This window comes from Streptomyces monticola, assembly GCF_042665355.1.
GTDB lineage: Bacteria > Actinomycetota > Actinomycetes > Streptomycetales > Streptomycetaceae > Streptomyces > Streptomyces monticola.
On the sequence record NZ_JBHTCF010000002.1, the window covers coordinates 531,246 to 555,217 of the forward strand.

A 23,972-nucleotide genomic window follows, 5' to 3' on the forward strand; every position below is an offset into this window, starting at 1 on the left:
CACCAGCACCAGCACCCGCGCTCGCCCCCACGACCCGTACCCCTTGTTCCACCCCTACGACACGAGGAGGTGTCCCGAGCCATGACCACGCACCGCATCCGCGTCGGCATCGACGTCGGCGGAACCTTCACCGACGCCGTCGCCGTCGACTCCGCCACCCTGGAGCTCGTCGGCCAGGTCAAGGTGCCCACCAGCCACCATCATGAGGACGGTGTCGCGCACGGCATCGTGGAGGCGCTCGACCGGCTCCTCAAGGAAACCGGCCGCGCAGCCGAGGACGTCGCCTTCCTCGCGCACGGCACCACCCAGGCGACCAACGCCCTGCTTGAGGGCGATGTCGCCCCGGTCGGACTGCTCGGCATCGGCACCGGGCCCGGCGCCGTGCCCACCCGCCGCCTCGCGGGCCTCGCGCACCTCGAACTCGCCCCGGGCAAGCGGCTGCCGCTGCACTACGCGCACATCGCAGAGCCCGACGATGCGGCGGCCGTGCGCACGGCCGTGGAGCAGGTGCGCAAGCAGGGCGCCGAGGTGCTCGTCGCCAGCGAGCCCTTCAGCGTGGACGTGCCCGCGGGAGAGGAGGCGGTGCTCGCGGAAGCCGCGGCGTACGGCCTTCCGATGACGGCCGCGCACCAGATCACGTCGCTGTACGGGCTGCGCAAGCGCACCCGTACCGCCGTCGTCAACGCCGCCATCCTGCCGAAGATGCTGGCCACGGCCGATCTGGTGGACTCCAGCATCGCCTCGGCGGGGGTGAGTTCGCCGCTGATGGTGATGCGCTGCGACGGCGGCGTGATGTCCCTGGACGAGATGCGGCGCCGTCCGCTGCTCACCGTCCTCTCCGGCCCCGCGGCCGGAGTCGCCGGGGCGCTGATGCAGGAGCGGGTCAGCGAGGGGGTGTTCCTGGAGACCGGCGGCACGTCCACCGACATCAGTGTCATCCGCCGCGGCAAGGTCGCGGTCCGGCACGCCACCATCCTCGGCAAGCCGTCGTACCTGTCCGCCCTCGACGTGCGGACCGTGGGCGTCGGCGGCGGCTCGATGGTGCGCGTCGGCGCGGGCAAGGTCACCGCGGCGGGGCCGCGCAGCGCGCACATCGCCGGGCTGCCGTACGCCTGTTACGCCACCCCGGCGGACCTGGCGGGCGCCGAACTGACCACCGTGAGCCCCCTGGACGGCGACCCCGCCGACTACGCGGTCCTCGACGCCGCGGGCGGCCGCTACGCGGTGACGATGACCTGCGCCGCGAACGCCCTCGGCCGCGTTCCCGAGGGCGACTTCGCCGCCTGCGACCCGGCCTCGGCACGCCTCGCGCTGCAGCCGCTCGCCGACGCACTCGGCACCGACATCGCGGGAGCTGCCACGCAGGTCCTCGACGCGGGCATACGCGAAGTGCACAAGACCGTGGACACCATGATCCGCGACTACCGCCTCGACAAGGACGCGGCGCTGCTCGTCGGCGGTGGCGGCGGCGCGGCCGCGGTCACCCCGCACCTCGCCGCGGCCGCCGGACTCACCGGCCGGATCGCCGCCAACGCCGAGGTGATCAGCCCGATCGGTGTCGCGCTCGCCCTCGTCCGTGAGCAGGTCGAACGGATCATCCCGGGCGCCACACAGGAGCAGATCCTCGGCGTACGCAACGAGGCCGATGCGGCCGTCGTCGAGCAGGGCGCGGCACCGGCGGCCGTCGAGGTGGAGGTCACCGTCGACCCGCAGACCAACACCGTCCGCGCCATCGCCACCGGCGCCACCGAACTGCGCACCCAGGACCGGGCCCACCGGGCGGACGCCGCGGAGCGGCTGACCGAAGCCGCGGCCAGCCTCAAGTCCCCGGAAGCGGCGGTGGAGGTACTGGCGTCGACGCCCGCGCACACCGTGTACGGGGCGCAGCGCCGGCGCCGCTTCCGCAAACCCCTGCACCCGGTGCGGGTGCTAGACGCGGACGGCGTGGTCCGGCTGCACGCGGCCGACGCACGCGTCACCGTGACCACCGTGGGGGAGGCCCCGGAGGTGCTGGCGGAGCTGGTGCGCCATGCCACCTCGTACGGCGACGGCGGTGTCCGCGCCCCCGCGCTGCGGCTCCTGCTCGGTTCGCGGATCGCGGATCTGTCCGGGGTCCTGGAGGCGGATCCGCTGCTCGCCCTCGCCCGCAGCGAGCTGCGCGCACGCGCGGCCGACGAGCCGGTGGTGGCGGTTGTCGAGGTACGCACATGAGGGCCGTCGCCCGGACGGGCGGCCTCAGCGAACTCGCGGCGGACCGGCGGGCCGCACTGCGCGCCGAAGGCGAGGGCCTGGCGGCCCTGGACGACGTCGAGTTCGGCGTACGACTGCTGGCGAACACACCGACGCATGAGGGACGCGATCCCGCGGTGCTACGACGATGGGCCGCGGCCGCCACCGGGTTCGGCGCGGAACTCGCCGCCACGCACGGTCCCGGGCAGCACCACGGCCACAACAGCCCCGGCCCCGGGCAGCACCGCGTCCACCACACCTCCGGCCCCGGGCCGCACCGCGGCCGTTCCCCGGCCGCGGTGACCATTCGCGAGAGCACCGGCGGGCTGCACCCCGACCGGCTGCTGCTCGCCCGCTACCGCACCCGCCCCACCCCGACGGTCGAGCTGTTCACCGACACCCTCGCGCTCGCCGAAGCAGCCGTCCAACTCCTCGGCTGGCAGGCCTGGTTCCCGCCCGGCACCGCACGCGCGGCAGCCGTGGCGCACGAGAAGGCACACGACCTCCTGCATCACGACAAGGCAGCGCGCGCCGCGCTCAAGTGCCGCCTGGGACACACCGTGTGGCGGCTGCCCGCCCACGTCGCCGGCGCCGGTGAACTCGTCGCCCACGCCGCCGCCCAGGCCACCCTCGGCCTGCCCCGCACCCCCCTCCTGCTCACCGCCGCGCTCGCCCGCGCCGCCGAGACCCTGAGAGAGAACTGAGGCCCGTCATGGCAATCGTCATCCTGCTGCTCATGCTGGCCGGGGTCGGGCTCATCCTTGCTCGCAAGCTCCCCACGGCCTTCGCGCTCGTCCTGGTGGCACTCGCCGTCGCGGCCGTCACCGGCGCCCCGCTCACCGGAAAGAACAGCATCATCGACACCGTGCTCCAGGAGGGCTCGGTGATGCTCGCGGCCACCATGCTCGCCGTGCTGATGGGCTCCTGGCTCGGCAAGCTCCTCGAGGAGACAGGCATCGCCGGCACCCTGGTCCGCAAAATCGTCGAATTCGGCGGCGACCGGCCCACGGTCGTCGCGCTCGGCGTCCTCGCCGTCTCCGCCCTCGTCGGCACCGTCACCGGCTCCGCGCCGGCCGCGATGCTCGCCGGCATCATCGGCATCCCCGCGATGATCGCGGTCGGTGTGCCCAAGGTGACCGCGGCGGGCACGATCCTCATGGGCATCGCCGTGGGTGTGCCGTTCGAGCTGCCGGCCTGGCAGTTCTTCTCCACCGCACTCGATCTGCCGATCGCCACCGTGAAGAGCTTCATGCTGAAGCTGTTCCCGTTCGCCCTGGCCGCGGCCGTGGCGTACGTACTGATCGAAACCCGGCGCAAGGGCGTCGAGCACGCCTGGTCACTCACCTCGGCCGCCGCGCCGAAGGCGAAGCGGAACCGGGCCGCACGGCTCGGTGACGCCCCCTGGTACGCGCTGCTCGCCCCCGCCGTACCGCTGATCCTGGCCCTCGGATTCGAGCTGGCGATCATCCCGTCGCTGCTGGCAGGTGTGCTGTACGCCCTCGTGACCACGACCAGGCCCCGGCAGATGAACAAGCGCATGCTGCGCACCCTTTACGCCGGTTTCGATGTCGCGGCGCCGCCCATCGTGCTCTTCCTCGCGATCGGCATCCTGCTCGCCGCGGTCAAACTGCCCGAGTCCATCAGTGCCCTGGAGCCGCTGGTCAAGGCCGTCACTCCGCACCACCCGGTGGTCTTCGTCCTGGTCTTCACGCTCCTCGCGCCGCTGTGTCTGTACCGCGGGCCGCTGAACGTCTACGGCCTGGGCGCGGGCATCGCCGGCGTCCTGATCGCCGCCGGTATCTACCCGGCCGTCGCGGTCCTCGGCATGACCACCTCGTACAACCAGGTCTTCGGCGTCGCCGACCCGACCAGCACGCAGACCGTGTGGGCCGCGCAGTACTCCGGCGTCAGCCCGCACCAAGTGATGCTCCGCACCATGCCGTACGTGTGGTGCGTGTGCCTGGGCGGCATGTGCGTCACGGCCGCCACTTACCTGTAGGGCCGGTGACGACCAGCGCTTCCACTTACCTGTAGGGCCGGTGACGACCAGCGCTTCCACCAACCTGCAAGCCCCACAACGACCTGTAAGGAGACCTTCCATGGCCATGGACCGCCGCGCTCTCCTGCGCACCGCCACCGCGTCCGGCGCCGCACTCGCCCTCGGCGAAGCGGCTGCCCGCCCCGCGCTCGCCGCCCCCGGCGGCTTCCCCGACTACACCTACCAGCGGACCCTGCTGCGCCCCGAGGACCTCGCGTACAACCCCACCGGGGAGATCATCTTCCCCTGTATCCGCGGGGTCTACGACAAGCTGCCCGACCCGCTGGGACGCTACTACCTCTACTACGCGCCGCACGACGCCCCCGGCGGAATCTGCCTCGCCTACGGGGACTCCCTGGAAGGGCCGTTCACCGAACACCCCGGCAACCCGATCGTGTCGAACAACTGGCAGCCGCACTACTCCGTCAGCCATGTCTCCTCCCCGCACGTCATGTGGCATGCGGGCCTGCGGGAGCTGTGGCTGTACTTCCACGGCGAGAACACCACCACCCGCCTGGCCCGCTCCCGCGACGGCATCAACTTCACCTACGACTCCGTGGTGCTGAGCACGGCCATGCTCCCGGCCGGCACCACCGAGACCTCCTACGCCCGGGTCTTCCGGCACGACCTGCCGGCCCGCGCAGCGGCCTACGTCATTCTGTTCATGCGCAACACCACCGCCAACCACCGTGACATCGGCTGGGGTTGGTCGGCGGACGGACGGAAGTGGACCATCGACCCCAAGCCGCTCATCGACCACGCCGCGGTGGGCGCCGTCAACGTCGGCGGCCCGCACCTGCTGACCCGTGACGGCTCCGCGTACGTCGTCTGCAACACGGACAAGGAGAGCGGCGGCGACATCCTCATCACCGAAGTCGGCAACGACTTCACCCGCCGCGACCACCTCGGCGTCTTCTACAACTCCCGCGCCACCGCCCCCGAGAACGGTCGCGCCGCCTCACCCAGCTTCGGCACCGACCATGGCGTGCCGTACATGGTGTACGAGGCGGGCGAGCGGCTTTCGGGGGCGATCGCGGTGGCCAGGGGCTGAGGAGCGGGGCGGCCGGAGGCGGCCGGCACACCGCCGTCCCGCGCCCCGGAGGGTGAGCCTCAGCGCGCCCGTACCGCGTCCAGCTCCGCCACCGACGCGTACCTGCCCTCGGGACCGTGCTCGCTCAGCACCCGCAGCGCGATGTGCCGCGCGGAAACCGCCTTGAAGGGGACGACGTATTCGGTGCGGTCGGCGGGGAAGCCGCCCTCGGCCACCTTCCGCCAGCCGGTCCCGTCGTCCGATACGAGGACCTCATAGCCCTTGACCACGCCGTTCACCCCGCCGTCCTGGCGCGGCATGTAGCGCACGCCCGCGATGCGCCGCGTGCCGCCCAGGTCCACGGAGAGCTGCTGCGGGAGCGTCGCGGAATAGGCGCTGTGCCAGTGGGTGTACGGGTCGTTGTCCACGGCCCGGCCCGCGGCGCCCGGCTCGGCCGCCGTCTCGGCGCTGCTCGCGGTTGCCGTCCAGCCGTCCTGGCCGAGCATCCCCGGGTTGGCGCCGATCTGCGAGCCGAGGTCGGCCGGGTCGGCCGCGGCCACCGGCGGGGCGTCGCCCACCTGGTCGTAGCGGTTGAGGAAGGGGCGTACATCCGAACCGGCCGGCTTGGCCCAGGTGCGGTCGGCGACCACGGCGAGGGGGCGGCGCGCGAAGTAGTCGACCCAGCCGACCGGGAGCTTCTGGGTACGGTCCGACCAGCGGGCCACGCGGTAGCCGAGAATGCCCTCCTGCGCCGTGAACGGATAGTCCTTGTACGTCGTGCGGACGTCGAAGAAGCCGTAACTGCCGGGCTTGGAGCCGAGACCGGGGCTGACATACAGCGGGCCGTCCTGCGTGCCGATCACCGGGTAGCCCTGGGCGGCGCGGCCCTCGGGGCTGGAGAGCCACTCGTTGACGACGATCCGCTGGTCCGGGTCGATGCTGGTCTGCTGTTCGTAGTCCCACCACTGCCAGATCTGTGTGGTCTTGCCCTGGGCGCGTACCGCCGCGTCGAGGTCGTTGATGAATTCCACCAGGACGTCACCGGGGTGGGGGTAGCCCTTCTGCTTCTGGTACGCGACGAGTTCGGGGCAGGCCTGCTGCGCGGGCGTGAGCGGCACCTCGTCGGTGCCGACATGGACGTACGGGCCGCTGAAGATGCCGGCGACCTCCGCGACGAGGTCACGGGCGAAGGCGCGGGTCTCGGGTTTGGTGTAGTCGAGGGTCCAGTGGCCCTGGTCCGAGCCCTCCCAGTTGTTGTCGGGCCGGGACATCGGCTCGCAGGCGAAGGCGAGGTCGGGACGGGCCTTGCCGATGGCGGCTGCGTGGCCCGGCAGGTCGATCTCGGGCACGATCGTCACCCCGTAGCGCGCCGCGTAGGCGTCGAGGTCCCTCAACTCCGCTTTGGTGTAGTGCTGTTCGGAGACGATCTCCGGATGCTTCGTGCTCTCGATCCGGTAACCGTTCCAGTCGGACAGGTGCAGATGGAAGGTGTTGAGCTTGTACCAGGCGGTCTGGCGGATCTGCTGCCTGAGGTAGTCGACGGGGTAGTACTTGCGGCCCGCGTCGAGCATCTGGCCGCGTGAGCCCTGCGTCGGCCAGTCGGTGGCGGTGCCGCGGACGACGGTGCGGGGTGTCGCGGCGGTGCGCAGCGCCTGGAGCAGGGTGCGGGTGCCGTACAGGACGCCCTGGCGGGTGCCGGCCCGGACTGTGGCGGTCTCGTCGAAGGAGAGCTGGTAGCCCTCCTTCGAGTTGACGCCGGGCGGCTGGCTCAGGGTGAGCGCGATGTCGTACGTCCGCGGGGTGCCGGTGACGACGGGTGGCCGGACCCCCTCTTGCTGGTGCAGTTCGGTGGCGAGCATGGTCGCGGTCTCGGCAAGGGCGGCCTTGTCGGTGGGGGAGAGGACGATCCGGCTCTGTGCGGCTAGTTGCCAACTGCCGCTGCTGCCCTGCCAGTTGCGGATCTCCGGGACGGTCACGGGCGCCGGATTGCGGGCCTCGGCCGCTCCGGCGTCGACGGGCGTAGTGCTGAGCGCGGCGGCCAGGAGGGCGGCGGCGGACAGGGGGGCCACGGGGGCTGCTCGACGCATGGCTGACAGTGCAGCGCACCCGGCATGAGGTGTCAACGGGTGCGTGAAAGAGGGGAGTTGAGAGCAGCTTCAAGCAAGCTGCTGCCGAGAAGCCGCCGTGCCGGGGGCCCGGATGGCCGGTGGCGGAAGCGGAGCCCAATCGACCCTGATGTTCGGTCTTGTTCGCAACAGCGCCTCTGCAAGCAACTATTGACATGCCTGCGTCGATCCCACCAGAGTCGTGCCGCAGTGATGCCGAATCGCGGACCCGAGGAGCGTTCCCTGATGCCCGAATTCCCCGCAGTCTCACGCCGTTTGCTTCTGGGCGGCGCTCTGGCCACGACGGGGGCGCTGGCGGCCGGCGGCGGCTCCGCGCAGGCGGCGCCGCTGGAGCGGGCCGGGGCGGTGCCGGCCCCAGCGCCCCGGCGCGGGACCGGCCAGAAGTCGATGGTCAACGTGCCCTTCGAGGTCCACAAGACCGTCCGCGTCGGCGTGATCGGGCTCGGCAACCGGGGCGGTCCCATGTGCGAGGGCTGGTCCATCATTCCCGGCTGTACGGTGACCGCCGTCTGTGACATACGCGCGGACCGCGTCAAGCGCACCGCGGACCAGCTGGTCGCGAAGGGCAAGCCGCGCCCCGCAGAGCTCGGCGGTTCGGACGAGTCGTACGCGCAGCTGCTGCGGCGCGACGACATCGACCTCGTCTATATCGCCACCCCCTGGGAGTTCCACTACCGCCAGGCCAAGGACGCACTGGAGGCGGGCAAGCACGTCATCGTCGAACTGCCCATCGCCACCGAGCTCGACGAGCTGTGGGACCTGGTCGACACCTCCGAGCGCACCCGCCGCCATCTGATCCTCTCGGAGAACTGCTCCTACGGCCGTAACGAGCTGGCGATGCTGAGGATGGCGCACGAGGGACTGTTCGGCGACGTCACCAACGGGCACGGCGGCTATCTGCACGACCTGCGCGAACTGCTCTTCTCCGACACGTACTACACCGACTCCTGGCGTCGCCTGTGGCACACCCGCAGCACCGCCTCCTTCTACCCGATGCACGGCCTCGCGCCGATCGCCGCGGCCATGGACATCAACCGCGGCGACCGGATGACGGTGCTGCGGGCCACCGCGACCGAGCCCAGGGGCCTGGCCGACTACCGGGAGCGGTTCATCCCGAAGTCGCACCCCTCGTGGAAAGAGACCTACATCAACGGTGACCTGGTCACCTGCCTGATCGACACGGACAAGGGCCGGGTCATCAGGGCCGAGCACGACGTCAGTTCGCCCCGGCCGTACAGCCGGATCAACACCCTCGCCGGCAGCCGGGGCATCTTCGAGGACTACGCGGGCGTCAACGCGACCGACGGCGGGCGCGTCTACCTCGAGCCCGACCACAGCGGCCATGCCTGGCAGCCGTTCGACACCTACGGCAAGGAGTTCGACCACTGGATCTGGAAGGAGATCGGAGACGACGCCGAGAACGGCGGCCACGGGGGCATGGACTACGTGCTGCAGTGGCGCACCGTCCAGCTGATGCGCGCCGGGCTCGTCCCCGACATCGACGTCTACGACTCCGCAACCTGGTGCTCGCCGGTGCCGCTGAGCGTCAAGTCCCTTGCTGCGGGCGGCCGTCCGGTCGAGATGCCGGACTTCACCCGCGGCTCCTGGGTGAATCAGCGCCCGGGCCTGGACTCGCGTAAGTCCGAGATGCCTCCGGTGGCCTGAGGGTCGCGGCAGGGAATCTGGCCGGAGGCGGGTCAGACGATGTGGACCTTGATGCCCGCCTCGGTGAGCTGGGCGGCCATGTCGGCGGGCAGGGCCGCATCGGTCACCAGGACGTCGATGCGGTCCATGCCGCAGATCCTCGCGAAGGCGCGCCGGCCCATCTTCGAGGAGTCGGTGACCACGATGACGCGGCGGGCCCGCTCGGCGAAGAGCCGGCTGATGCTGGCCTCGTCCTCCTGGTGGGTCATCACGCCCAGCTGCGGGTCGACGCCGTCGACCCCGAGGACGGCCACGTCGAGGAAGACCTCGTTCAACACCCCCACGGTCAGGGGGCCGACGAGTTCGTATGTCTGGGGGCGTGCGACCCCGCCGGTCACCACGATCTTGATCTGCGGGCGTACGGCGAGTTCCCCGGCGATGTTGAGCGCGTTGGTGACCACGGTGAACGAGGGGGCCGCTGTGTCCGACGTGTCCCGGCGGCCGCTGCCCGCGCGCAGCGCGAGTGCGCGTGCCACCTCGGTGGTCGTGGTGCCGCCGTTGAGGCCCACCACGTCGCCTTCGCCGATGAGTTCGGCGGCGGCCGCGGCGATGCGCTGCTTCTCCGAGGTGTGCCGGGAGGACTTGTAGCGCAGGGGCAGTTCGTAGGAGACACCGTGCGCGACGGCGCCGCCCCGGGTGCGTACCAGCATCTGCTGTTCGTCGAGTTCGTCGAGATCCCGTCGGATGGTCGCGGGTGACACCTCGAGCGTCGTCGCCGCGTCCTCGACGTCCAACCTGCCCTCGGCGGCCAGCAACTCCAGCAGTCGGCTCCACCGCTCATGTTTGGACATGTGTCGGGCTCCTTCGGGCATCGGTCCTGCGCTCTCGACACGTTAAGGGATGCGTGAACGAGCAGGGAACGAGGGCGGCGGAGTGCGCGGAACTGATCGAAAGGCGCGCCGCCCGCGCAGACGTATCCATGCAGGGCGTCGGCTTCTCGGCAACGGTCGCGTAACAACCCCTGGACTCGGCGTTCCCTCCTGCTGAATACTGCGCACCACAATGAGTGCTCACAAGTGCTCAATATGCCGCTGGATAGCGCAAGTTCACGCAACCGAGGATGACGGTGGGGCGGCAGTCGGCCGCTGACCGTCCTTCCCGAAGGAGTACGCCGCTTTGTCCGCCAACAGTTCCTCCCGCACCTCGGCCGAGATCGCCTCGCAGCCCGCCGTATGGCTGCGCGCCGCACAGTCGCTGCCCCGGCACATCGAGGCCCTGCCCCGCCGGGGGGAGCGCGTCGCCGTCGTCGGCTGCGGAACGTCGTGGTTCATGGCCCAGTCCTACGCCGCCCTGCGGGAGAGCGGCGGCCACGGCGAGACCCACGCGTTCGCCGCCTCCGAGTTCCCGCACGGCCGCCGCTACGACAGCGTCCTGGCCATCACCCGGTCCGGCACCACCACCGAAGTCCTCGACCTGCTGCACCGGGTGAAGGGCGGCACACCGACCGCCGTGATCACCGCCGACGGCGCGACCCCCGTCATGGATGCCGCCGACGCCGCCGTCGTCCTGGACTTCGCCGACGAGGGGTCCGTCGTCCAGACCCGCTTCGCCACCGCCACCCTCGCCCTGCTGCGCGCCCACTTGGAGGAGCAGGGCGCCCTGCCGGCCGACGTAGAACCCCTCGACGCCGCCATCCGCGACGCCGAACAGGCCCTCGCCGAGCCGCTGGACGCCGCCGTGCGCGGAGCGGAACAGTTCACCTTCCTCGGCACCGGCTGGACGTACGGCCTGGCCCTGGAAGCCGGACTGAAGATGCGCGAGGCCGCGGGTGCCTGGACCGAGGCGTACCCGGCCATGGAGTACCGCCACGGACCGATCAGCATCACCGGACCCGGCCGCGTCACCTGGGCGTTCGGCCCCCTGCCGGCCGGCCTGGCCGACGACGTGGCACGCGTCGGCGGCACCCTGGTCGCCGCCTCGGACCCGGCTTCCGTCCCGGCTTCCACCGGCGCAGGCCCGGCCCTCGACCCGCTCGCCGACCTCATCCGCGTCCAGCGGCTCGCGGTCCTGCTCGCCGAAGCCCGCGGCCACGACCCCGACCGGCCCCGCAACCTGACCCGGTCCGTCGTCCTCGAACACCACGCCTGAGCAATCCGAGCACCCGGCCCGAGGAACACAGCGGGCACCGCAGCGTGATCGCCCCCGACGCCGGCACCTACCGCCGACCGCCGTCTCCGTACCGCCCATACCGCCTGTATCGCCGTAACCGTGGAGGAAGTCCATGCCGCTCACGCCCACTGGCGAGATCCTGCGCTCCGCGACCCGAGGCGGCGTCGGCGTCGGGGCGTTCAACGTCGTGCAGCTCGAACACGCCGTCGCCATCGTGCGGGGGGCCGAGGCCGCGGGGCGGCCCGTGATCCTGCAGATCAGCGAGAACACCGTCCGCTACCACGGCTCCCTGGAGCCGATCGGCGTCGCCGCCCTCGCCGTCGCCCGCGCCTCGCGCGCCCCCGTCGCCGTCCACCTCGACCACGCCGAGTCCCCCGACCTGGTGCACGAGGCCGTCCAACTCGGCTTCACCTCCGTCATGTTCGACGCCTCGAAGCTCCCGTACGCGAAGAACGTGGCCGCCACCCGGGAGATCACGGAGCACTGCCACGCCAGGAACATATGGGTCGAGGCGGAACTCGGTGAGGTCGGAGGCAAGGACGGTGCACACGCCCCCGGCGTACGCACCGACCCCGGCGAGGCGAGCGACTTCGTCGCCGCCACCGCCGTCGACGCCCTCGCGGTGGCCGTGGGCAGCTCGCACGCCATGCTCACCCGGGACGCGGTCCTCGACTTCGCCCTCATCAGCCGGCTGCGCGACGCGGTGAGCGTGCCGCTCGTCCTGCACGGCTCGTCAGGAGTGGGGGACGCGGGCCTCGCCAGGGCCGTCAAGTCCGGCATGACGAAGGTCAATGTCTCCACTCACCTCAACAAGGCCTTCACCCAGGCCGCCCGCACCTATCTGGAGTCCCACCCCGAAACCGCCGACCCCCGCAAATACCTCGGCCCCGCCCGCGACGCCGTCGCCACCGAGGTGGCCCGATTGCTCGGGGTCCTGCACGGCGAACTGGACCAGGGCCTCTGAGCGGCTCGGGGGAAGTGCGGTGCGGTTCGTCGTGCCCCAAAGGGGCGCGGGGAACTGCGCGACCAGCCACGACGCACCCGCAGGTGCTCTACCGGACTTCCCCGCGGAGCGCTCAGCGGACGTGCGTGAGCCGCATCGGCTCGTAGGTGATCAGGAAGTTGGCGTAGCTGTCGGGTGGTACGAGATCGTCGGTGACCGGGACCGGGCCCGTGCTGCTGAGATGGTGGATGTGGTGGTAGCCCAGCTCCCGGGCGGTCTCGCAGAGGGTGTCCAGGGCCTGCTTGCTGAGGCACTCGGCGATGATCGCGGGATGGTGGGCTGCGATGGTCCGTGCCATGCCGCGCAGGACCTGCGGCTCGAGTCCCTCGACGTCGATCTTCACGAGGTCCACGGGCAGGCCCTTCAATAGCTCGTCCCCGGTGGTGACCTCGACTTCCACGGTATGCGTGGCGTTCGGTGCGGCCAGCAGCGAGGCAGCGGTGGTGTCGGCCGGGATGCCCAGGTGGGTGCGGCCCGGGGAGTCCGACAGGGCGTGGTCGCTGATGGTGACGCGGCCGGTGAGGTCGTTGGCCTCGATGTTGCGCCGCAGCATGGCGGCCGCGCCGGGGTTGGGTTCGACGGCCACGGCCCGCAGAGAGGGGTTGGCCCGACAGGCCAGCAGGGTGTAGATGCCGGAGAAGGCGCCGAAGTCGGCGAAACAGCGGACCTGTTGGGCCAGGGCGTAGAAGACCGGGATGGTGGTCTCCTCCCAGTGCCGCATATTGGTCCAGATCAGGCTGCGGGCCAGGATGTCGTCCTTGCTGCTGATGTACCGGAACGGATGGCCGTCCGGCGCCCGCAGGGTCCAGCCCCCGGTGGGGTGCAGGCGACCCCATACCTGGCGGGGCAGCAGTCCCTGCAGGGCGGCGGCGCGCACCGCGCGCTGGAGGCCCGGAACACCGAGGAACAGATCACTTCCGGTACGCATCAAAGTGGGAGACATTCAGCCGAATCTAGCCAGAGGCAGGGAGCTTTCCTGCGTCATCGTCGCGGCCCCGCCCGGTTTCACCCTCGTGCCCCACCACCGTCAGTCACAGCCATCCGCTGATGGCCGCGACCAGCACGGTCGCCGCCGCCTCACGCACCGGGCGCATGGGCTGTTCATGCGGCTCGGCCACGACTACGCCCGGATGCCTCGCAGCCACCCCCATCTGCGGCGTGGCTGTCCCCGATGCGGGCGCGGACGACGAAACCTGGGGGAACGCGAACGATCGGCGCGCGTCCGGTACGCACTCCGGCGGCGCGGATCGCACGCGGCCCGCAAGGCAGGTCGACAGGTCCGAGGAGTCGTGTGATGGCCGGCGAAGACGGAGACGATGGCGTTCCCGAGGTGCTGCACTGCCTGGTGACGGGAGCGAGCGGCTACATCGGAGGGCGCCTCGTGCCCGAACTGCTCGAGGCCGGGCACCGCGTGCGGTGTCTGGCCCGTACGCCGCTCAAGCTGCGCGACTATCCCTGGTCGGAGCGCGTCGAGGTGGTGCAGGGCGATGTCTGCGACCCGGACTCCGCGGCGGCGGCGATGCGCGGCGTCGACGTCGCCTATTACCTGGTGCACTCCCTGGGCAGCGGCCGCGACTTCGAGCGGAAGGACCGCGAGGCCGCCCAGGTGTTCGCGGCCGCCGCCGAGGACGCGGGCGTGCGGCGGATCGTCTATCTGGGGGCGCTGACCCCCGCGGGCATCCCGGAACGCTCCCTGTCACCGCATCTGCGCTCGCGCGCGGAAGTCGCCCGGATCTTCCTGGAGTCGGCCGTGCCCGCGACCGTACTGCGCGCCGCGGTCATCATCGGCTCGGGCTCGGCGTCCTTCGAGATGCTGCGCTACCTCACCGAACGCCTCCCCGTCATGGTCACCCCCAGCTGGGTGCGCACTCGGCTGCAGCCCCTGGCCGTACGCGACGCCCTGCGCTACCTCGTGGCCGGCGCGCGGATGCCGGCGGAGGTGAACCGCGGCTTCGACGTGGGCGGCCCCGATGTGATGACGTACCGCGACATGATGCGGACCTATGCCCGTGTCGCCCGGCTGCCGCGCCGGCTGATCCTGCCCGTCCCGATGCTCACCCCCGGCCTGTCGAGCCAGTGGGTCTCCCTGGTGACGCCCGTACCCCGGTCGATCGCCCGGCCCCTGGCCGAATCGCTGCGCCACGAAGTGGTCTGCGGGGAACACGACATCAGCCGCTACGCCCCCGACGAGCCGGGCCGCCCCATCGACTTTCCCACGGCCCTGTCCCTGGCGCTGCAGCGCGTGAAATGCGCCCAGGTCGCCACCCGTTGGTCCTCCGCGGCCGTCCCCGGCGCCCCCAGTGACCCGTTGCCCACCGACCCCGACTGGGCGGGCGGCAGCCTCTACACCGACTGCCGCCGCCGGGACGTCGAGGCCACGCCGCAGCAGCTGTGGCGGGTCATCGAGGGTATCGGCGGTGAGAACGGCTGGTACTCGTCGCCGTACGCCTGGGCCGTGCGCGGCTGGCTCGACCGTCTCGTCGGCGGGGTCGGCCTGCGCCGTGGACGGCGCGACGCCCATCGGCTGAGAGTGGGGGAGACCCTGGACTTCTGGCGGGTCGAGGAGATCGACCGTGGCCGGCTGCTTCGCCTGCGTGCCGAGATGCGGCTGCCCGGTCTCGCCTGGCTGGAGATGTGGGTGCATGAGGACGAAGAGGGCCGGGTCAGCTATCGCCAGCGTGCGCTGTTCCATCCGCACGGGCTGCTCGGCCACCTGTACTGGTGGAGCGTGGCGCCCTTCCACGCCGTCCTCTTCGGCGGCATGGCCCGCAACATCACCCGCACGGCGGCCTCGTCGCATGAGCAGAGTTGACGGGGGCCGGTCGGAGCAGGGGCCGTCCGGCTGATCGTGCAGAGCGGTGACGGCGACTTACTGTCGAGTAAGGTGGCGGCGTCACCGAAGGAGGCGCCATGTCACCGTCAAGCCGATCGTCTCGATCCCCGCTGTATCTGGCCGGACTTCTTGCCGGGGCAGCGGTGGCGCACTGCGTCGTCCCCAAGCAGTTCGACGCGACCATCCCGCGGGCCCTGCCGGGCTCGCCGCGCGCGTGGACCTACGCCAGCGGCGCCGTCGAGCTGACGCTGGCCGCAGGTCTTGCGGTGCCGCGCACCCGCCGTGCCGCCGCTCTGGCCACGGCGGGTTTCTTCGTCGCGGTGTTCCCGGCCAACGTGCAGATGGCCGCCGACTGGTGGCATCGCCCCGCGCCTTTGAAGGCGGCCGCACTGGCGCGGCTGCCGCTGCAGGTGCCGCTTGTGCGCTGGGCCCTGAGCGTGGCGAAGAGCGAGGAGGGGCGGGCGTGAGTCGTCGTATCGAAGTCGGCGACAGCGTCGAGGACTTCACCCTTTTCGACGAGACCGGCACCGCGCGCACCCTCTCGGAGCTGCTCGCCGACGGGCCCGTGGTGCTGTTCTTCTACCCTGCCGCGCTGACGCCCGGCTGTACCGCGGAAGCCTGCCACTTCCGTGATCTGGCCACGGAGTTCGCCGCCGTCGGCGCCCGCCCCGTGGGGGTCAGCTCCGATCCGGTCGAGCGCCAGCGGCAGTTCGCGCAGCAGCACACCCTCGGTATGCCCCTGCTGTCCGACGCCGACGGTGTGGTGCGAGGCCGCTTCGGCGTGGCCCGGGGCTTCTCCCTGGCGCCCACCAAGCGTGTCACCTTCGTCATCGGCACGGACCGCACGGTCATCGAGGTGATCCGCAGCGAAATCCGGATGAGCGTGCACGCCGACCGTGCGCTCGCCGCGCTGCGCGCACAGTCCTGAACAGCTCAGGAAGCCGCGGGCGTGCCGTCGGCGGCGGGCGGGGGCTGCGGTGGCGGCGGCTCCGTCTGGACCGTCGAGATGGCCGCGGACAGATGGCGCATGACGTGCTCGGGCAGGGCGTCGCCCTTGATGGTGTCGACCACGACCTGGGCCAGGCCGTGCAGCTTGGTGTTGGTGTTCTGGGAGACCGACACCAGCGCCTGCCAGGCTTCGTCGGAGCTCAGCTCGAAAGAGGCCATCAGGATGCCGCGGGCCAGGTCGATGGTGGGCCGGGTCTGCAGAGCCCGCCGCAACTGCACCATCTCGATCCGCAGATCCTGCTCGGTGGCCCCGTCCTGCGCCCCATCGCCGCCGTCCGCGGCCGGTGCCGCGGGGCGGTCGGGGGAGGCGCTGTCGAACAGGGATTCCGCCCCGGCCAGGGCAAGGAGCCGTGTGACGGCGGGACTTGCCGCGCGGATGCGGACGGTCTTGGCGTCGTCGAGGGCCCGTTTGCGCACGCCGAGCAGGATGTTGAGCCCGGAGCAGTCGAAGAAGCCGACGCCGCTCAGGTCGAGGTCGATCCCCAGGGCCGAGCGGGACAGGGCCATGCGCAGCACGTGCTGCAGCTGAGGGCCGGCGGCGAGGTCCACCTCCCCACGCACCACGACGACTTCGCGATCCTTGTCGGGTAAGAACTCCACGGCCAGTACGGTGCGCATCGGTCCCACCGTCGTACTGGTTTCCGCCTCGTCCGCAACCTGCGCGGTGACCGCGGGTGAGTTGTGCGCGAACTCTGGCATGACCCGCCTTTCCCTCCGGCACTGCCCCCGGTTCCTGAAACAGAGTGGCGTCCCACCCCTCAACACGTCAACGAATACCTGAAATTCAGTACGTGTCTTTCGATGCGTGAAGGTGCGGTCGTAGAATCCTGCCATGGAGGGACAGCTTGAAACACACACCGGATGGACATTCCTCACCAACCACGCGCGCGTTCTCGCGGCCATCGACGGCAACCCCCAGGCCCGCATCCGCGACATCGCCGCGCACTCCCAGCTCACCGAACGAGCCGTCCAGCGGATCATCTCCGACCTGGAGGAGGACGGTTACCTCTCGCACACACGCCAAGGACGCGGCAACACCTACGAGATAGACCCCAGCAAGATCCTGCGCCACCCGGCCGAGGCAGGCCTGACCGTCGCGTCCCTGCTCTCCGTCCTCGCGCAGGACGAAGCCGACCGCAGCAACTGCCGCCACGCTCCACCGGCCGCGCGACAGCGGCCCGCAACTGACCGACGCGTAGGCGTCGAGTGACCAACGCGTAGGCGTCGAGCACAGACGACGCCACACGTGCCCGCGCCCGCCCGAAAACCGCGTGCGTCCACCCGCGGCCGTCTCCTACCGTTCCCGGCATGCACGTTGTCTTCACCAAGGGCCCCGGGACGAGCTACCACATCGCGGTGCACCGCGAGACCGGGGCCGCGCTCGCCCCGCGCAACGGACCCGGCGGCCATCCGTATCTGCCGCACGATCTGGTGCACTTCCTCGTCGAGGCGGAGGCGGGTATCAGGCTCGGGGTCTACGGACGCCTGGCCACCGGCGACAACGGCATGTTCTGGCCCGCCGACCCCGCCCAGCGCGCCAAGGCCGCCCGGCGCCGCAAGTCCAAGCCGGTGAAGCCCACTCCCGAGGCCCAGGCGGACATGGCCCGGTCCGAGGAGCTGGCGGGCATCTGCGTACCCGTATGGGAAGTGCGCCACGGCCACGCGCAGGAGCTGCCCGCGTATGTGACCGCGGGGGAGATCCCTGCCGTGGTCGACCGCATCGTGGCCCGCTTCGACGACTACGCCGAGCGCTGGCACCAGCTGCCGACCGGCGGCTCACTCACCCTGACGTGGTGAGACCGGCGCTTCGCCGCCCGGCCCAACGGCCCCTGCAGCAGGCCCACTTCAATGACCTCCCTGGTTCTTGACACAGGGCCCCGTTCCGGGCTGAGGCTCGGCGTAGACGCCATGCACCTTGCTGGTCAGGGCGTCCTTCGTCACGCGACCGGACACGCACGCGCCGCCCGTGTCAACGCTGTAGAACCCCTGCGCGATGTAGACCCCGTGCTCCTCGCCGCAGCCAAGACGCTTCAGCGCCGCCGCGATCCGCTCCGCACCGAAGACGCCGTACCGGCCGGTGCCGCCTTCCCGCCGGACCCGCTCCAGCTCCTTGCGAATGAGCTTCGCCGACGCTTCGCCCCGAGCACGCTGGCCCGCGGTCATCGGCAACTGCATCTGGTAGGCGTGGTTCTCGGCATAGTGCGGCGGACGGTCCTCGTTGATGCCCCCGTCCCCGTCCCCGTCGCCGTCTCCCTGACGCGTGCCGCCCGCGCTCGGACCGGAAGACGACGGCAGCTCCGTGGGCACCTCGGCAGGCTCCGCGCACTTCGGCCGCGGAATGAAGGAAGGCCGGGGAGTCGAGGAAGGCAGGGGAGTGGCCGACTGCGCCTGTCCGCCCCGCTGGCTTCCGCAGCCGGTCATCGTGATCGCGACCAGTACGGCGGATGTGATGGCTGCGGCGGCCGTGGCGGAACGTCTGAGAGGCATGGGCAGAGTTTCCCGCCCCGGACCGCAGCTGTCATGAGTCGGGGTACTCAGCTGCCGGCGCCTTGAGCAGCCGGTCAAGCTCGCCGCCGGCCTCCTCGTAGCCGGCGTCGCTGATCCGCTGCAGCTCGCGCAGGTCGCCGGACGCGGTCGCACGCCGGGTGAGCAGGAACCCGGCGCGCATGCATCCCTCGTCGAGGAGCTCGCTCAGCTCCTCGACCTCTCCGGCCGCGTCGGCGAGATCGGCCAGCCGGTCCAGGGCCGTCTCGTTGCCCTCGTCGGCCAGCTCGCGCAGGGTGTCCCGGTCGATATTCGTGTTCGCCATGACGCCATGGTGCGGCCCTGCCCCTGGGGCAAGGTCAAGTGGAACGATGTACGTCGTGATCACCATCGGGCAGCTGGCCAGGTACGTCGGAGTGTCGACCAAGACCATCCGCGTCTATCACGACAAGGGACTGCTCCCCGAGCCCGACCGCGACGCGTCCGGCTACCGGCGCTACGACGCCGCGGACGCCATCGACCTGATCAAGATCAGGACGCTCGCGGAGGCCGGCGTCCCGCTGGCCCGTATCCGGGACCTCAGATCGGCGCCCGAGGAAGACTTCCGGCAGGCACTGCGCGAGATCGACGACGAGCTCACCGAGCGCGTGCGCGGCCTGCAGGCCACACAAGCGCGCCTGCGGCGGCTCGCCGCCGGTGATCTGACACCGCTGCCCGCCGAGGTCCTCGCCCATCTGGAGGACCTGGCCGGATGGGGATTCACGTCCCGGTGGGTGGAGCTCCAACGCGACCTGTGGATCCTCGTGTTCGCCACCCACCCGGACCGGGCGGGCGCCCTGTTCCGGGACCAGGCCGAGAGCCTGACCGACCCCGCGCTGCGCGGGCTCTTCCTCGACTACGACCAGGCGTACGGCCTCGACGCCGACGACTCCCGTATCGACGACCTCGCCCGCCGGATCACCGACGCGACCCGGGAACGCTACGCGGACGCCGAACTGCCCCAGCTGGACGCGGCCTCCGAGATCCCGGACCTCATCCAGGGCACGGTCAACGCCGCGTCCCCGGCATGGCGGCGCATCGACATGCTCATCCGCGCGCAACTGGACGTATGACGCGCGGTGTTGAACGCGAGATGTTGACTACGGCGACGGCGGCGATGACGGCGGCGGCAGCAGTACAGCGCGGGGCTTCCCGTGGGATGGGAAGCCCCGCGCTGGAAATGGTCAGCAGCCGGGTTCAGTTGTCGGGCCGCGGCCCGGATCCGGTCAGGCCTGCTGCCACAGGGAAAGGGCAGTGATCCAGTTCGGGTCGCCGTTGCCCTGGTGGCTCTGGACACAGACGTACGTGGTGCCCTTGTGGGTCACCTTGTCGCCCTTCTCGTACGTACCCTTCGGGTCCCACTCCGGTATCTCCGTGCCGTCCGACGCGGGCACCTTCACCTCGATGCTCTTCGAGAACTCGGAGGTGTTGCCGGCGCCGTCCAGGGCGCGGACCTTGTACGTGTACGTGGTGCCGGGCTCGACGCTCTTGTCGGTGTACGTCGTCGCGTCCTGCACCGCGCCCGTCTTCTTGCCGTCGCGGAAGATCTCGTAGCCGGTCACCGCGACGTCGTCCGAGGACTCGGACCACATCAGCATCACCTCGGACGAGGTGGTGTGGTGCGCGTGCAGATGGCCCGGGGCGGTGGGGGCCTCGGTGTCCGCCGGAACGGCCTTGGTCGTGACCTTGAGAACCGTGGACTTGTCCGAGGTGTTGCCGGCGGCGTCGCGGGCGACGACCTGGTAGGTGTACGCGGTCTCGGCCTTGAGGCCCTTGTCGGTGAACGAGGTGCCCTCGGTGGTGGAGACCTTCGTGCCGTCGCGGTAGACGTCGTAGCCGGTGACGCCGACGTTGTCCTTCGAGGGCCGCCAGTCCAGGCGCGCCGAGTTGTGGGTGACGTTGGAGGCGGCGAGGTCACCGGGGACGGAGGGGGCCTCGGTGTCCTCGACGCCCTTGCCCTGCACGTTCACGTCCATGACGTTGTAGAACGCCATGCGGGTGTCGTCGATCTCCCACTGGCCCAGGATGACGTGGTAACCCGAGCGGTCGGCGGGGATGTTGAGGGTCTGCGGGGCGTTGGCGCCGCCCAGCGCGGGGATCTCGCCGTTCCTCTCGATGTGGGTGACCTTTTCGAAGTCGCTCTTCTTGAGCGGCTTGTCCGGGTCCCAGCCCTGCTTGGTGATGTAGTAGGCGTAGTAGTCGGTCTTGTGCGGTGCGGTGAAGTTCCAGTTGACCTTGACGGGGCCGGTCTTCACGTCCTGCTTGGCCCACAGGTCCGCCGATTGCTTGTCGAGGCCGGCGGCCATCGCGACGCCCGCGGAGGCGATCTTGCCGTCGGTGAGGCCGGAGAGCGGCGCCCCGCCCTCGTCGCCGTGGCCCTCGACGGACTGCGGCTCGTACTGGATGTCGCCCAGGTGCGGCTTGTTCTCGTCCATCGCCACACGAGCGGTGAGCTCGCCTTCTGTCGCGGTGTTCGTGATGTAGCCGTGGGAGTGGGCGGCGGAGGCGCCCACCAGCATCGAACCGGCCATGCCGGCAAGGGCGATGGCGCCGATCAGGACACGCTGCTTCATACAAAACCTTCGGTGAACCGGGGAAATACGGGATGTCAGTGGCAGTGAGCGGAGACGGAGAGGGGGCCGCGGAGGGGGCCATCGAGAGGGCCGCCGAGGGGTAGCCCGTTCCGCGCCTTACGCCCGCTTTACGTCGATCAACGTATGCGGCCCGGACCGGCACCCCGGCCCTGCAAGAGTCCTCAGCCCCCGCCCGATGGTCACGGGACAAAGGGGACCTTGGTCACCGGACCGGCAGCATGTCCTGACTGAGGCTCACGCAAATACCGGCACTGCACGGGCGCCGGCGGAACTCCGTGTGGCCCTCTCCGGCCGGGCGTGCGTGGCCGTAGGCCAGGACGATGGCCGTGTCCGGAACAACCGGAAAACCGGAATGGCCAGGACGTCTGGAGCGACCATGACTGCAGGCTGGGATCACCGTCCTTCCGCCGCCGCTCACAGCGGCGAGTGGCTGCCGGGCCTCGATGTGCCCGCGCCCGGTCGCCAGCGCCGCTGGACGATCCTGCTGCGCTGGCTGCTGCTCACTCCGCAGTACCTGGTGGTGTTCGTGCTGGCCATCGCGGCGTTCTTCGTGATGGTCGCGGGATGGTTCGCCGCGCTGTTCCTGGGCCGGCTGCCCGAGCCGGTCTTCGCGGCCAGTGCCGCGGTCGCCCGCTTCCGGATGCGCTGCTCCGCGTACATCACCATGCTCACCCCCTCCTACCCCAAGCGGCTGTTCGGCGACGAATCCGCAGCCGCGTCCTCAGCCGGGATCCCGGCCGCATCCTCAGCCGAGGTCCCGGCCGCGTCCTCAGCCGAGGTCTCGGCCGCATCCTCAGCCGGCCGGGAGCCGGTACGCTCCGCCACCCGTCCGCTGCTCCTCGGCACCGGGGCCAAGGTGCTCGTCGTGGTCTTCCTGGTCCTTGGCCTCGTCGGCCATGTCGCCTCCAGAACGGCGCAGGTGCAGAACAACGACGACGTCACCGGCGACACCGGCCGGGCCTCCGGCGTCGTGCTGCCCGGGATCCGATAAGGAGTCGGCCCCGGCGGCGGTGTCGTTTAAAGTGGGGGCATGTCTACGCCCCGAGTTTCCTAGCTGAGGACCCGCTTCCACGCCAGAAGTGTGTCCTTTAGCTTTCTCGGAGCGTTTCCCCATGATCACCGTTCGTGGTGTCGAGCTGCGCGCGGGCGCCCGCCTGCTGCTCTCCGACATCTCCTTCTCCGTTTCCCCCGGCGACCGCATCGGCCTGGTCGGCCGCAACGGCGCGGGCAAGACCACCCTGATGACAGCCCTGGCCGGGCAGACCGCACCCGCCGCCGGGACGATCACGCGGACCGGTCAGGTCCGTCTCCTGGCCCAGGACTCCCGCGCCGCCGACCCGGACGTCACCGTGACCGACCGGATCCTGTCGGCCCGCGGCCTGGACCGGGCCCTGCACACGCTGCGCGCCGCCGAGGCCGCCATGGCCGACGCCGCCCAGTGCCCTGCGGCCGGGCCCGCCGCGCTGGAGCGGGCGATGAGCGCCTACACCCGCGCCGAGGCCGCCTTCCAGGCCGGCGGCGGGTACGCGGCCGAGGCCGATGCCGCCCGGGTCGCCGCCGGTCTCGGGCTGCCGGAACGTGTCCTCGGCGAGCCGGTCGGCGCCCTGTCCGGCGGCCAGAAGCGCCGGGTGGAGCTCGCCCGCATCCTGTTCGCCGGACACGACGGCACGCTGCTGCTCGACGAGCCGACCAACCACCTGGACGCCGACTCCGTCGCCTGGCTGCGCACCTTCCTCCAAGGCCATCAAGGCGGCCTGGTGGTGATCAGCCATGACACCGCGCTGCTCGCCGACGTGGTCAACCGCGTCTTCCACCTCGACCCGCAGCGCGCCACCATCGACATCCACAACACCGGCTGGCGGACCTACCTCACCCAGCGGGACGCGGACGAGCGGCGCCGCACCCGCGAGCGGGCCAACGCCGAACGCAAGGCAGCGGCCCTGCACACCCAGGCCGACAAGATGAAGGCCCGCTCCGCCACCGCTGTCATGGCCAAGAGCATGGCCCGCCGCGCGGACCGGATGCTGGCGGACCTGGAGCCGACCCGCCGGACGGAGAAGGTCGCGAAGATCCGGCTGCCCGAGCCCGCCGCGTGCGGACGGATGCCGCTCGGCGCCATCAGCCTGTCCAAGGGGTACGGCGGCCACCAGGTACTGGAGGGTGTGGATCTGGCCGTGGACCGGGGCAGCCGCCTGGTCGTCCTCGGCCTCAACGGGGCGGGAAAAACCACGCTGTTGCGTCTGCTGGCAGGCCAGGAGAGCCCGGACACGGGCCGGGTGGTGCACGGACACGGGCTGCGTCTGGGCTACTTCGCCCAGGAACACGACACCCTCGCCACGCACCGTACGGTCCGGGAGAACCTGGCCGCGGCCGCCCCGCACCTGAGTGACGGCGAGGTCCGCAGAGTCCTCGGCTCGTTCCTGTTCTCCGGGGACGACGCCGAGAAGCGGGCCGGAGTGCTGTCCGGCGGGGAGAAGACCCGTCTGGCGCTGGCCGGGCTCGTCCACTCCAGCGCGAACGTGCTGCTCCTGGACGAGCCCACCAACAACCTCGACCCCGCCTCCCGTACCGAGGTCCTGGCCGCGGTCGACTCCTACCCGGGCGCGATCGTGATGGTCACCCACGACGAGGGCGCCATCGACGCCCTGCGCCCCGGGCGCGTGCTGCTGCTGCCGGACGCGGACGAGGATCTGTGGAGCGAGGAGTACCGGGACCTGGTCTCCCTGGCCTGACGGTGCCGCGCCGCCGCCTGACCCCGGGCTGCCTGGGGTCAGG

The 23,972-nt window shown here is 71.0% G+C and carries 22 protein-coding genes; 15 read left to right on the forward strand and 7 right to left on the reverse strand.

Annotated elements, in window-relative coordinates; all coding sequences use genetic code 11:
• The first annotated feature begins 81 nt into the window (after positions 1-81).
• The 4 genes from ACFQVC_RS07905 to ACFQVC_RS07920 all read left to right on the forward strand — a co-directional run bounded on the left by ACFQVC_RS07905 (position 82) and on the right by ACFQVC_RS07920 (position 5,318).
• Complete coding sequence (locus ACFQVC_RS07905; RefSeq protein WP_381828020.1) at positions 82-2,211, forward strand: hydantoinase/oxoprolinase family protein; 2,130 nt, start codon at positions 82-84, stop codon at positions 2,209-2,211.
• Positions 2,208-2,933 (forward strand): hypothetical protein, encoded by a 726-nt coding sequence (locus ACFQVC_RS07910; protein WP_381828022.1) that lies wholly within the window; start codon positions 2,208-2,210, stop codon positions 2,931-2,933. Before ACFQVC_RS07905 ends, ACFQVC_RS07910 begins: the two co-directional genes overlap by 4 nt.
• An 8-nt stretch (positions 2,934-2,941) precedes the next feature.
• A complete protein-coding gene (locus ACFQVC_RS07915) occupies positions 2,942-4,228 on the forward strand; it encodes a transporter (RefSeq protein WP_381828024.1) in 1,287 nt (428 codons plus the stop codon).
• Between the two features lie 100 nt (positions 4,229-4,328).
• Positions 4,329-5,318 (forward strand): glycoside hydrolase family protein, encoded by a 990-nt coding sequence (locus ACFQVC_RS07920; RefSeq protein WP_381828026.1) that lies wholly within the window; start codon positions 4,329-4,331, stop codon positions 5,316-5,318.
• A gap of 59 nt (positions 5,319-5,377) precedes the next feature.
• On the opposite strand, the gene ACFQVC_RS07925 is transcribed toward ACFQVC_RS07920, so the two are convergent.
• Positions 5,378-7,384 carry a family 20 glycosylhydrolase gene (locus ACFQVC_RS07925; RefSeq protein WP_381828028.1) on the reverse strand — a complete coding sequence of 669 codons (2,007 nt, stop codon included), beginning with the start codon at positions 7,382-7,384 and terminating at the stop codon, positions 5,378-5,380.
• A gap of 264 nt (positions 7,385-7,648) precedes the next feature.
• On the opposite strand from ACFQVC_RS07925, the gene ACFQVC_RS07930 reads away from it, so the two are divergent.
• On the forward strand, positions 7,649-9,088 hold the full coding sequence (locus ACFQVC_RS07930; RefSeq protein WP_381828030.1) for a Gfo/Idh/MocA family protein: 1,440 nt from the start codon (positions 7,649-7,651) through the stop codon (positions 9,086-9,088).
• 32 nt (positions 9,089-9,120) lie between these two features.
• Here the strand turns inward: ACFQVC_RS07930 and ACFQVC_RS07935 are convergent, their stop codons facing one another.
• A complete protein-coding gene (locus tag ACFQVC_RS07935) occupies positions 9,121-9,918 on the reverse strand; it encodes a DeoR/GlpR family DNA-binding transcription regulator (RefSeq protein ID WP_381828032.1) in 798 nt (265 codons plus the stop codon).
• 325 nt (positions 9,919-10,243) lie between these two features.
• Here ACFQVC_RS07935 and ACFQVC_RS07940 point away from each other — a divergent pair, with 325 nt between their 5' ends.
• Together ACFQVC_RS07940 and ACFQVC_RS07945 are read left to right on the forward strand one after the other, a co-directional pair.
• A complete protein-coding gene (locus tag ACFQVC_RS07940) occupies positions 10,244-11,215 on the forward strand; it encodes an SIS domain-containing protein (protein ID WP_381828035.1) in 972 nt (323 codons plus the stop codon).
• Positions 11,216-11,348: 133 nt separating this feature from the next.
• Positions 11,349-12,200, forward strand: a complete 852-nt coding sequence (locus tag ACFQVC_RS07945) for a class II fructose-bisphosphate aldolase (protein WP_381828038.1) — start codon at positions 11,349-11,351, stop codon at positions 12,198-12,200.
• A 112-nt stretch (positions 12,201-12,312) separates the two neighbouring features.
• Here the strand turns inward: ACFQVC_RS07945 and ACFQVC_RS07950 are convergent, their stop codons facing one another.
• Positions 12,313-13,182 (reverse strand): FkbM family methyltransferase, encoded by an 870-nt coding sequence (locus tag ACFQVC_RS07950; protein WP_381828040.1) that lies wholly within the window; start codon positions 13,180-13,182, stop codon positions 12,313-12,315.
• 351 nt (positions 13,183-13,533) lie between these two features.
• Here ACFQVC_RS07950 and ACFQVC_RS07955 point away from each other — a divergent pair, with 351 nt between their 5' ends.
• The 3 genes from ACFQVC_RS07955 (at position 13,534) to ACFQVC_RS07965 (ending at position 16,000) form a co-directional block, all read left to right on the forward strand.
• Positions 13,534-15,051: an SDR family oxidoreductase gene (locus tag ACFQVC_RS07955; RefSeq protein ID WP_381828042.1), complete on the forward strand. Its 1,518-nt coding sequence runs from the start codon at positions 13,534-13,536 to the stop codon at positions 15,049-15,051.
• Positions 15,052-15,149: 98 nt separating this feature from the next.
• Positions 15,150-15,539 carry a DoxX family protein gene (locus tag ACFQVC_RS07960; RefSeq protein WP_381828044.1) on the forward strand — a complete coding sequence of 130 codons (390 nt, stop codon included), beginning with the start codon at positions 15,150-15,152 and terminating at the stop codon, positions 15,537-15,539.
• Positions 15,536-16,000: a peroxiredoxin gene (locus tag ACFQVC_RS07965; RefSeq protein WP_381828046.1), complete on the forward strand. Its 465-nt coding sequence runs from the start codon at positions 15,536-15,538 to the stop codon at positions 15,998-16,000. The genes ACFQVC_RS07960 and ACFQVC_RS07965 overlap by 4 nt, the downstream gene beginning before the upstream one ends.
• Positions 16,001-16,005: 5 nt before the next feature.
• Here the strand turns inward: ACFQVC_RS07965 and ACFQVC_RS07970 are convergent, their stop codons facing one another.
• Positions 16,006-16,779, reverse strand: a complete 774-nt coding sequence (locus ACFQVC_RS07970) for an ANTAR domain-containing protein (RefSeq protein ID WP_381828049.1) — start codon at positions 16,777-16,779, stop codon at positions 16,006-16,008.
• A gap of 133 nt (positions 16,780-16,912) precedes the next feature.
• Here ACFQVC_RS07970 and ACFQVC_RS07975 point away from each other — a divergent pair, with 133 nt between their 5' ends.
• Both ACFQVC_RS07975 and ACFQVC_RS07980 read left to right on the forward strand, forming a co-directional pair.
• The gene (locus ACFQVC_RS07975; protein ID WP_381828052.1) at positions 16,913-17,290 is read left to right on the forward strand and encodes a helix-turn-helix transcriptional regulator; all 378 of its coding nucleotides are present in this window, start codon (positions 16,913-16,915) and stop codon (positions 17,288-17,290) included.
• A 98-nt stretch (positions 17,291-17,388) separates the two neighbouring features.
• Positions 17,389-17,877, forward strand: coding sequence for a hypothetical protein (locus tag ACFQVC_RS07980; protein ID WP_381828054.1), 489 nt, complete (start codon positions 17,389-17,391; stop codon positions 17,875-17,877).
• A 48-nt stretch (positions 17,878-17,925) separates the two neighbouring features.
• On the opposite strand, the gene ACFQVC_RS07985 is transcribed toward ACFQVC_RS07980, so the two are convergent.
• Positions 17,926-18,387: a hypothetical protein gene (locus tag ACFQVC_RS07985; RefSeq protein WP_381828057.1), complete on the reverse strand. Its 462-nt coding sequence runs from the start codon at positions 18,385-18,387 to the stop codon at positions 17,926-17,928.
• A gap of 211 nt (positions 18,388-18,598) precedes the next feature.
• Positions 18,599-18,889, reverse strand: coding sequence for a hypothetical protein (locus ACFQVC_RS07990; RefSeq protein WP_381828059.1), 291 nt, complete (start codon positions 18,887-18,889; stop codon positions 18,599-18,601).
• 55 nt (positions 18,890-18,944) lie between these two features.
• Between ACFQVC_RS07990 and ACFQVC_RS07995 the strand changes: the two genes are divergently transcribed.
• Positions 18,945-19,676 (forward strand): MerR family transcriptional regulator, encoded by a 732-nt coding sequence (locus ACFQVC_RS07995; protein ID WP_381828060.1) that lies wholly within the window; start codon positions 18,945-18,947, stop codon positions 19,674-19,676.
• A 153-nt stretch (positions 19,677-19,829) separates the two neighbouring features.
• Here the strand turns inward: ACFQVC_RS07995 and ACFQVC_RS08000 are convergent, their stop codons facing one another.
• Complete coding sequence (locus tag ACFQVC_RS08000) at positions 19,830-21,176, reverse strand: lytic polysaccharide monooxygenase (RefSeq protein WP_381828063.1); 1,347 nt, start codon at positions 21,174-21,176, stop codon at positions 19,830-19,832.
• Positions 21,177-21,573: 397 nt separating this feature from the next.
• Between ACFQVC_RS08000 and ACFQVC_RS08005 the strand changes: the two genes are divergently transcribed.
• Complete coding sequence (locus ACFQVC_RS08005; protein WP_381828065.1) at positions 21,574-22,188, forward strand: DUF4389 domain-containing protein; 615 nt, start codon at positions 21,574-21,576, stop codon at positions 22,186-22,188.
• Between the two features lie 121 nt (positions 22,189-22,309).
• A complete protein-coding gene (locus ACFQVC_RS08010) occupies positions 22,310-23,929 on the forward strand; it encodes an ABC-F family ATP-binding cassette domain-containing protein (protein WP_381828067.1) in 1,620 nt (539 codons plus the stop codon).
• The last annotated feature ends 43 nt before the right edge of the window (positions 23,930-23,972 follow it).

What these genes read in the sequence shown, in the direction of transcription:
- ACFQVC_RS07950 (WP_381828040.1), bottom strand. Translation starts at nt 13,182, where the DNA reads ATGTCTCCCACTTTGATGCGTACCGGAAGTGATCTGTTCCTCGGTGTT.
- ACFQVC_RS08010 (WP_381828067.1), top strand. Translation starts at nt 22,310, where the DNA reads ATGATCACCGTTCGTGGTGTCGAGCTGCGCGCGGGCGCCCGCCTGCTG.
- ACFQVC_RS07930 (WP_381828030.1), top strand. Translation starts at nt 7,649, where the DNA reads ATGCCCGAATTCCCCGCAGTCTCACGCCGTTTGCTTCTGGGCGGCGCT.
- ACFQVC_RS07955 (WP_381828042.1), top strand. Translation starts at nt 13,534, where the DNA reads ATGGCCGGCGAAGACGGAGACGATGGCGTTCCCGAGGTGCTGCACTGC.
- ACFQVC_RS07970 (WP_381828049.1), bottom strand. Translation starts at nt 16,779, where the DNA reads ATGCCAGAGTTCGCGCACAACTCACCCGCGGTCACCGCGCAGGTTGCG.
- ACFQVC_RS07975 (WP_381828052.1), top strand. Translation starts at nt 16,913, where the DNA reads ATGGAGGGACAGCTTGAAACACACACCGGATGGACATTCCTCACCAAC.
- ACFQVC_RS08000 (WP_381828063.1), bottom strand. Translation starts at nt 21,176, where the DNA reads ATGAAGCAGCGTGTCCTGATCGGCGCCATCGCCCTTGCCGGCATGGCC.
- ACFQVC_RS07920 (WP_381828026.1), top strand. Translation starts at nt 4,329, where the DNA reads ATGGCCATGGACCGCCGCGCTCTCCTGCGCACCGCCACCGCGTCCGGC.
- ACFQVC_RS07960 (WP_381828044.1), top strand. Translation starts at nt 15,150, where the DNA reads ATGTCACCGTCAAGCCGATCGTCTCGATCCCCGCTGTATCTGGCCGGA.
- ACFQVC_RS08005 (WP_381828065.1), top strand. Translation starts at nt 21,574, where the DNA reads ATGACTGCAGGCTGGGATCACCGTCCTTCCGCCGCCGCTCACAGCGGC.
- ACFQVC_RS07980 (WP_381828054.1), top strand. Translation starts at nt 17,389, where the DNA reads ATGCACGTTGTCTTCACCAAGGGCCCCGGGACGAGCTACCACATCGCG.
- ACFQVC_RS07945 (WP_381828038.1), top strand. Translation starts at nt 11,349, where the DNA reads ATGCCGCTCACGCCCACTGGCGAGATCCTGCGCTCCGCGACCCGAGGC.
- ACFQVC_RS07905 (WP_381828020.1), top strand. Translation starts at nt 82, where the DNA reads ATGACCACGCACCGCATCCGCGTCGGCATCGACGTCGGCGGAACCTTC.
- ACFQVC_RS07990 (WP_381828059.1), bottom strand. Translation starts at nt 18,889, where the DNA reads ATGGCGAACACGAATATCGACCGGGACACCCTGCGCGAGCTGGCCGAC.
- ACFQVC_RS07910 (WP_381828022.1), top strand. Translation starts at nt 2,208, where the DNA reads ATGAGGGCCGTCGCCCGGACGGGCGGCCTCAGCGAACTCGCGGCGGAC.
- ACFQVC_RS07925 (WP_381828028.1), bottom strand. Translation starts at nt 7,384, where the DNA reads ATGCGTCGAGCAGCCCCCGTGGCCCCCCTGTCCGCCGCCGCCCTCCTG.
- ACFQVC_RS07915 (WP_381828024.1), top strand. Translation starts at nt 2,942, where the DNA reads ATGGCAATCGTCATCCTGCTGCTCATGCTGGCCGGGGTCGGGCTCATC.
- ACFQVC_RS07935 (WP_381828032.1), bottom strand. Translation starts at nt 9,918, where the DNA reads ATGTCCAAACATGAGCGGTGGAGCCGACTGCTGGAGTTGCTGGCCGCC.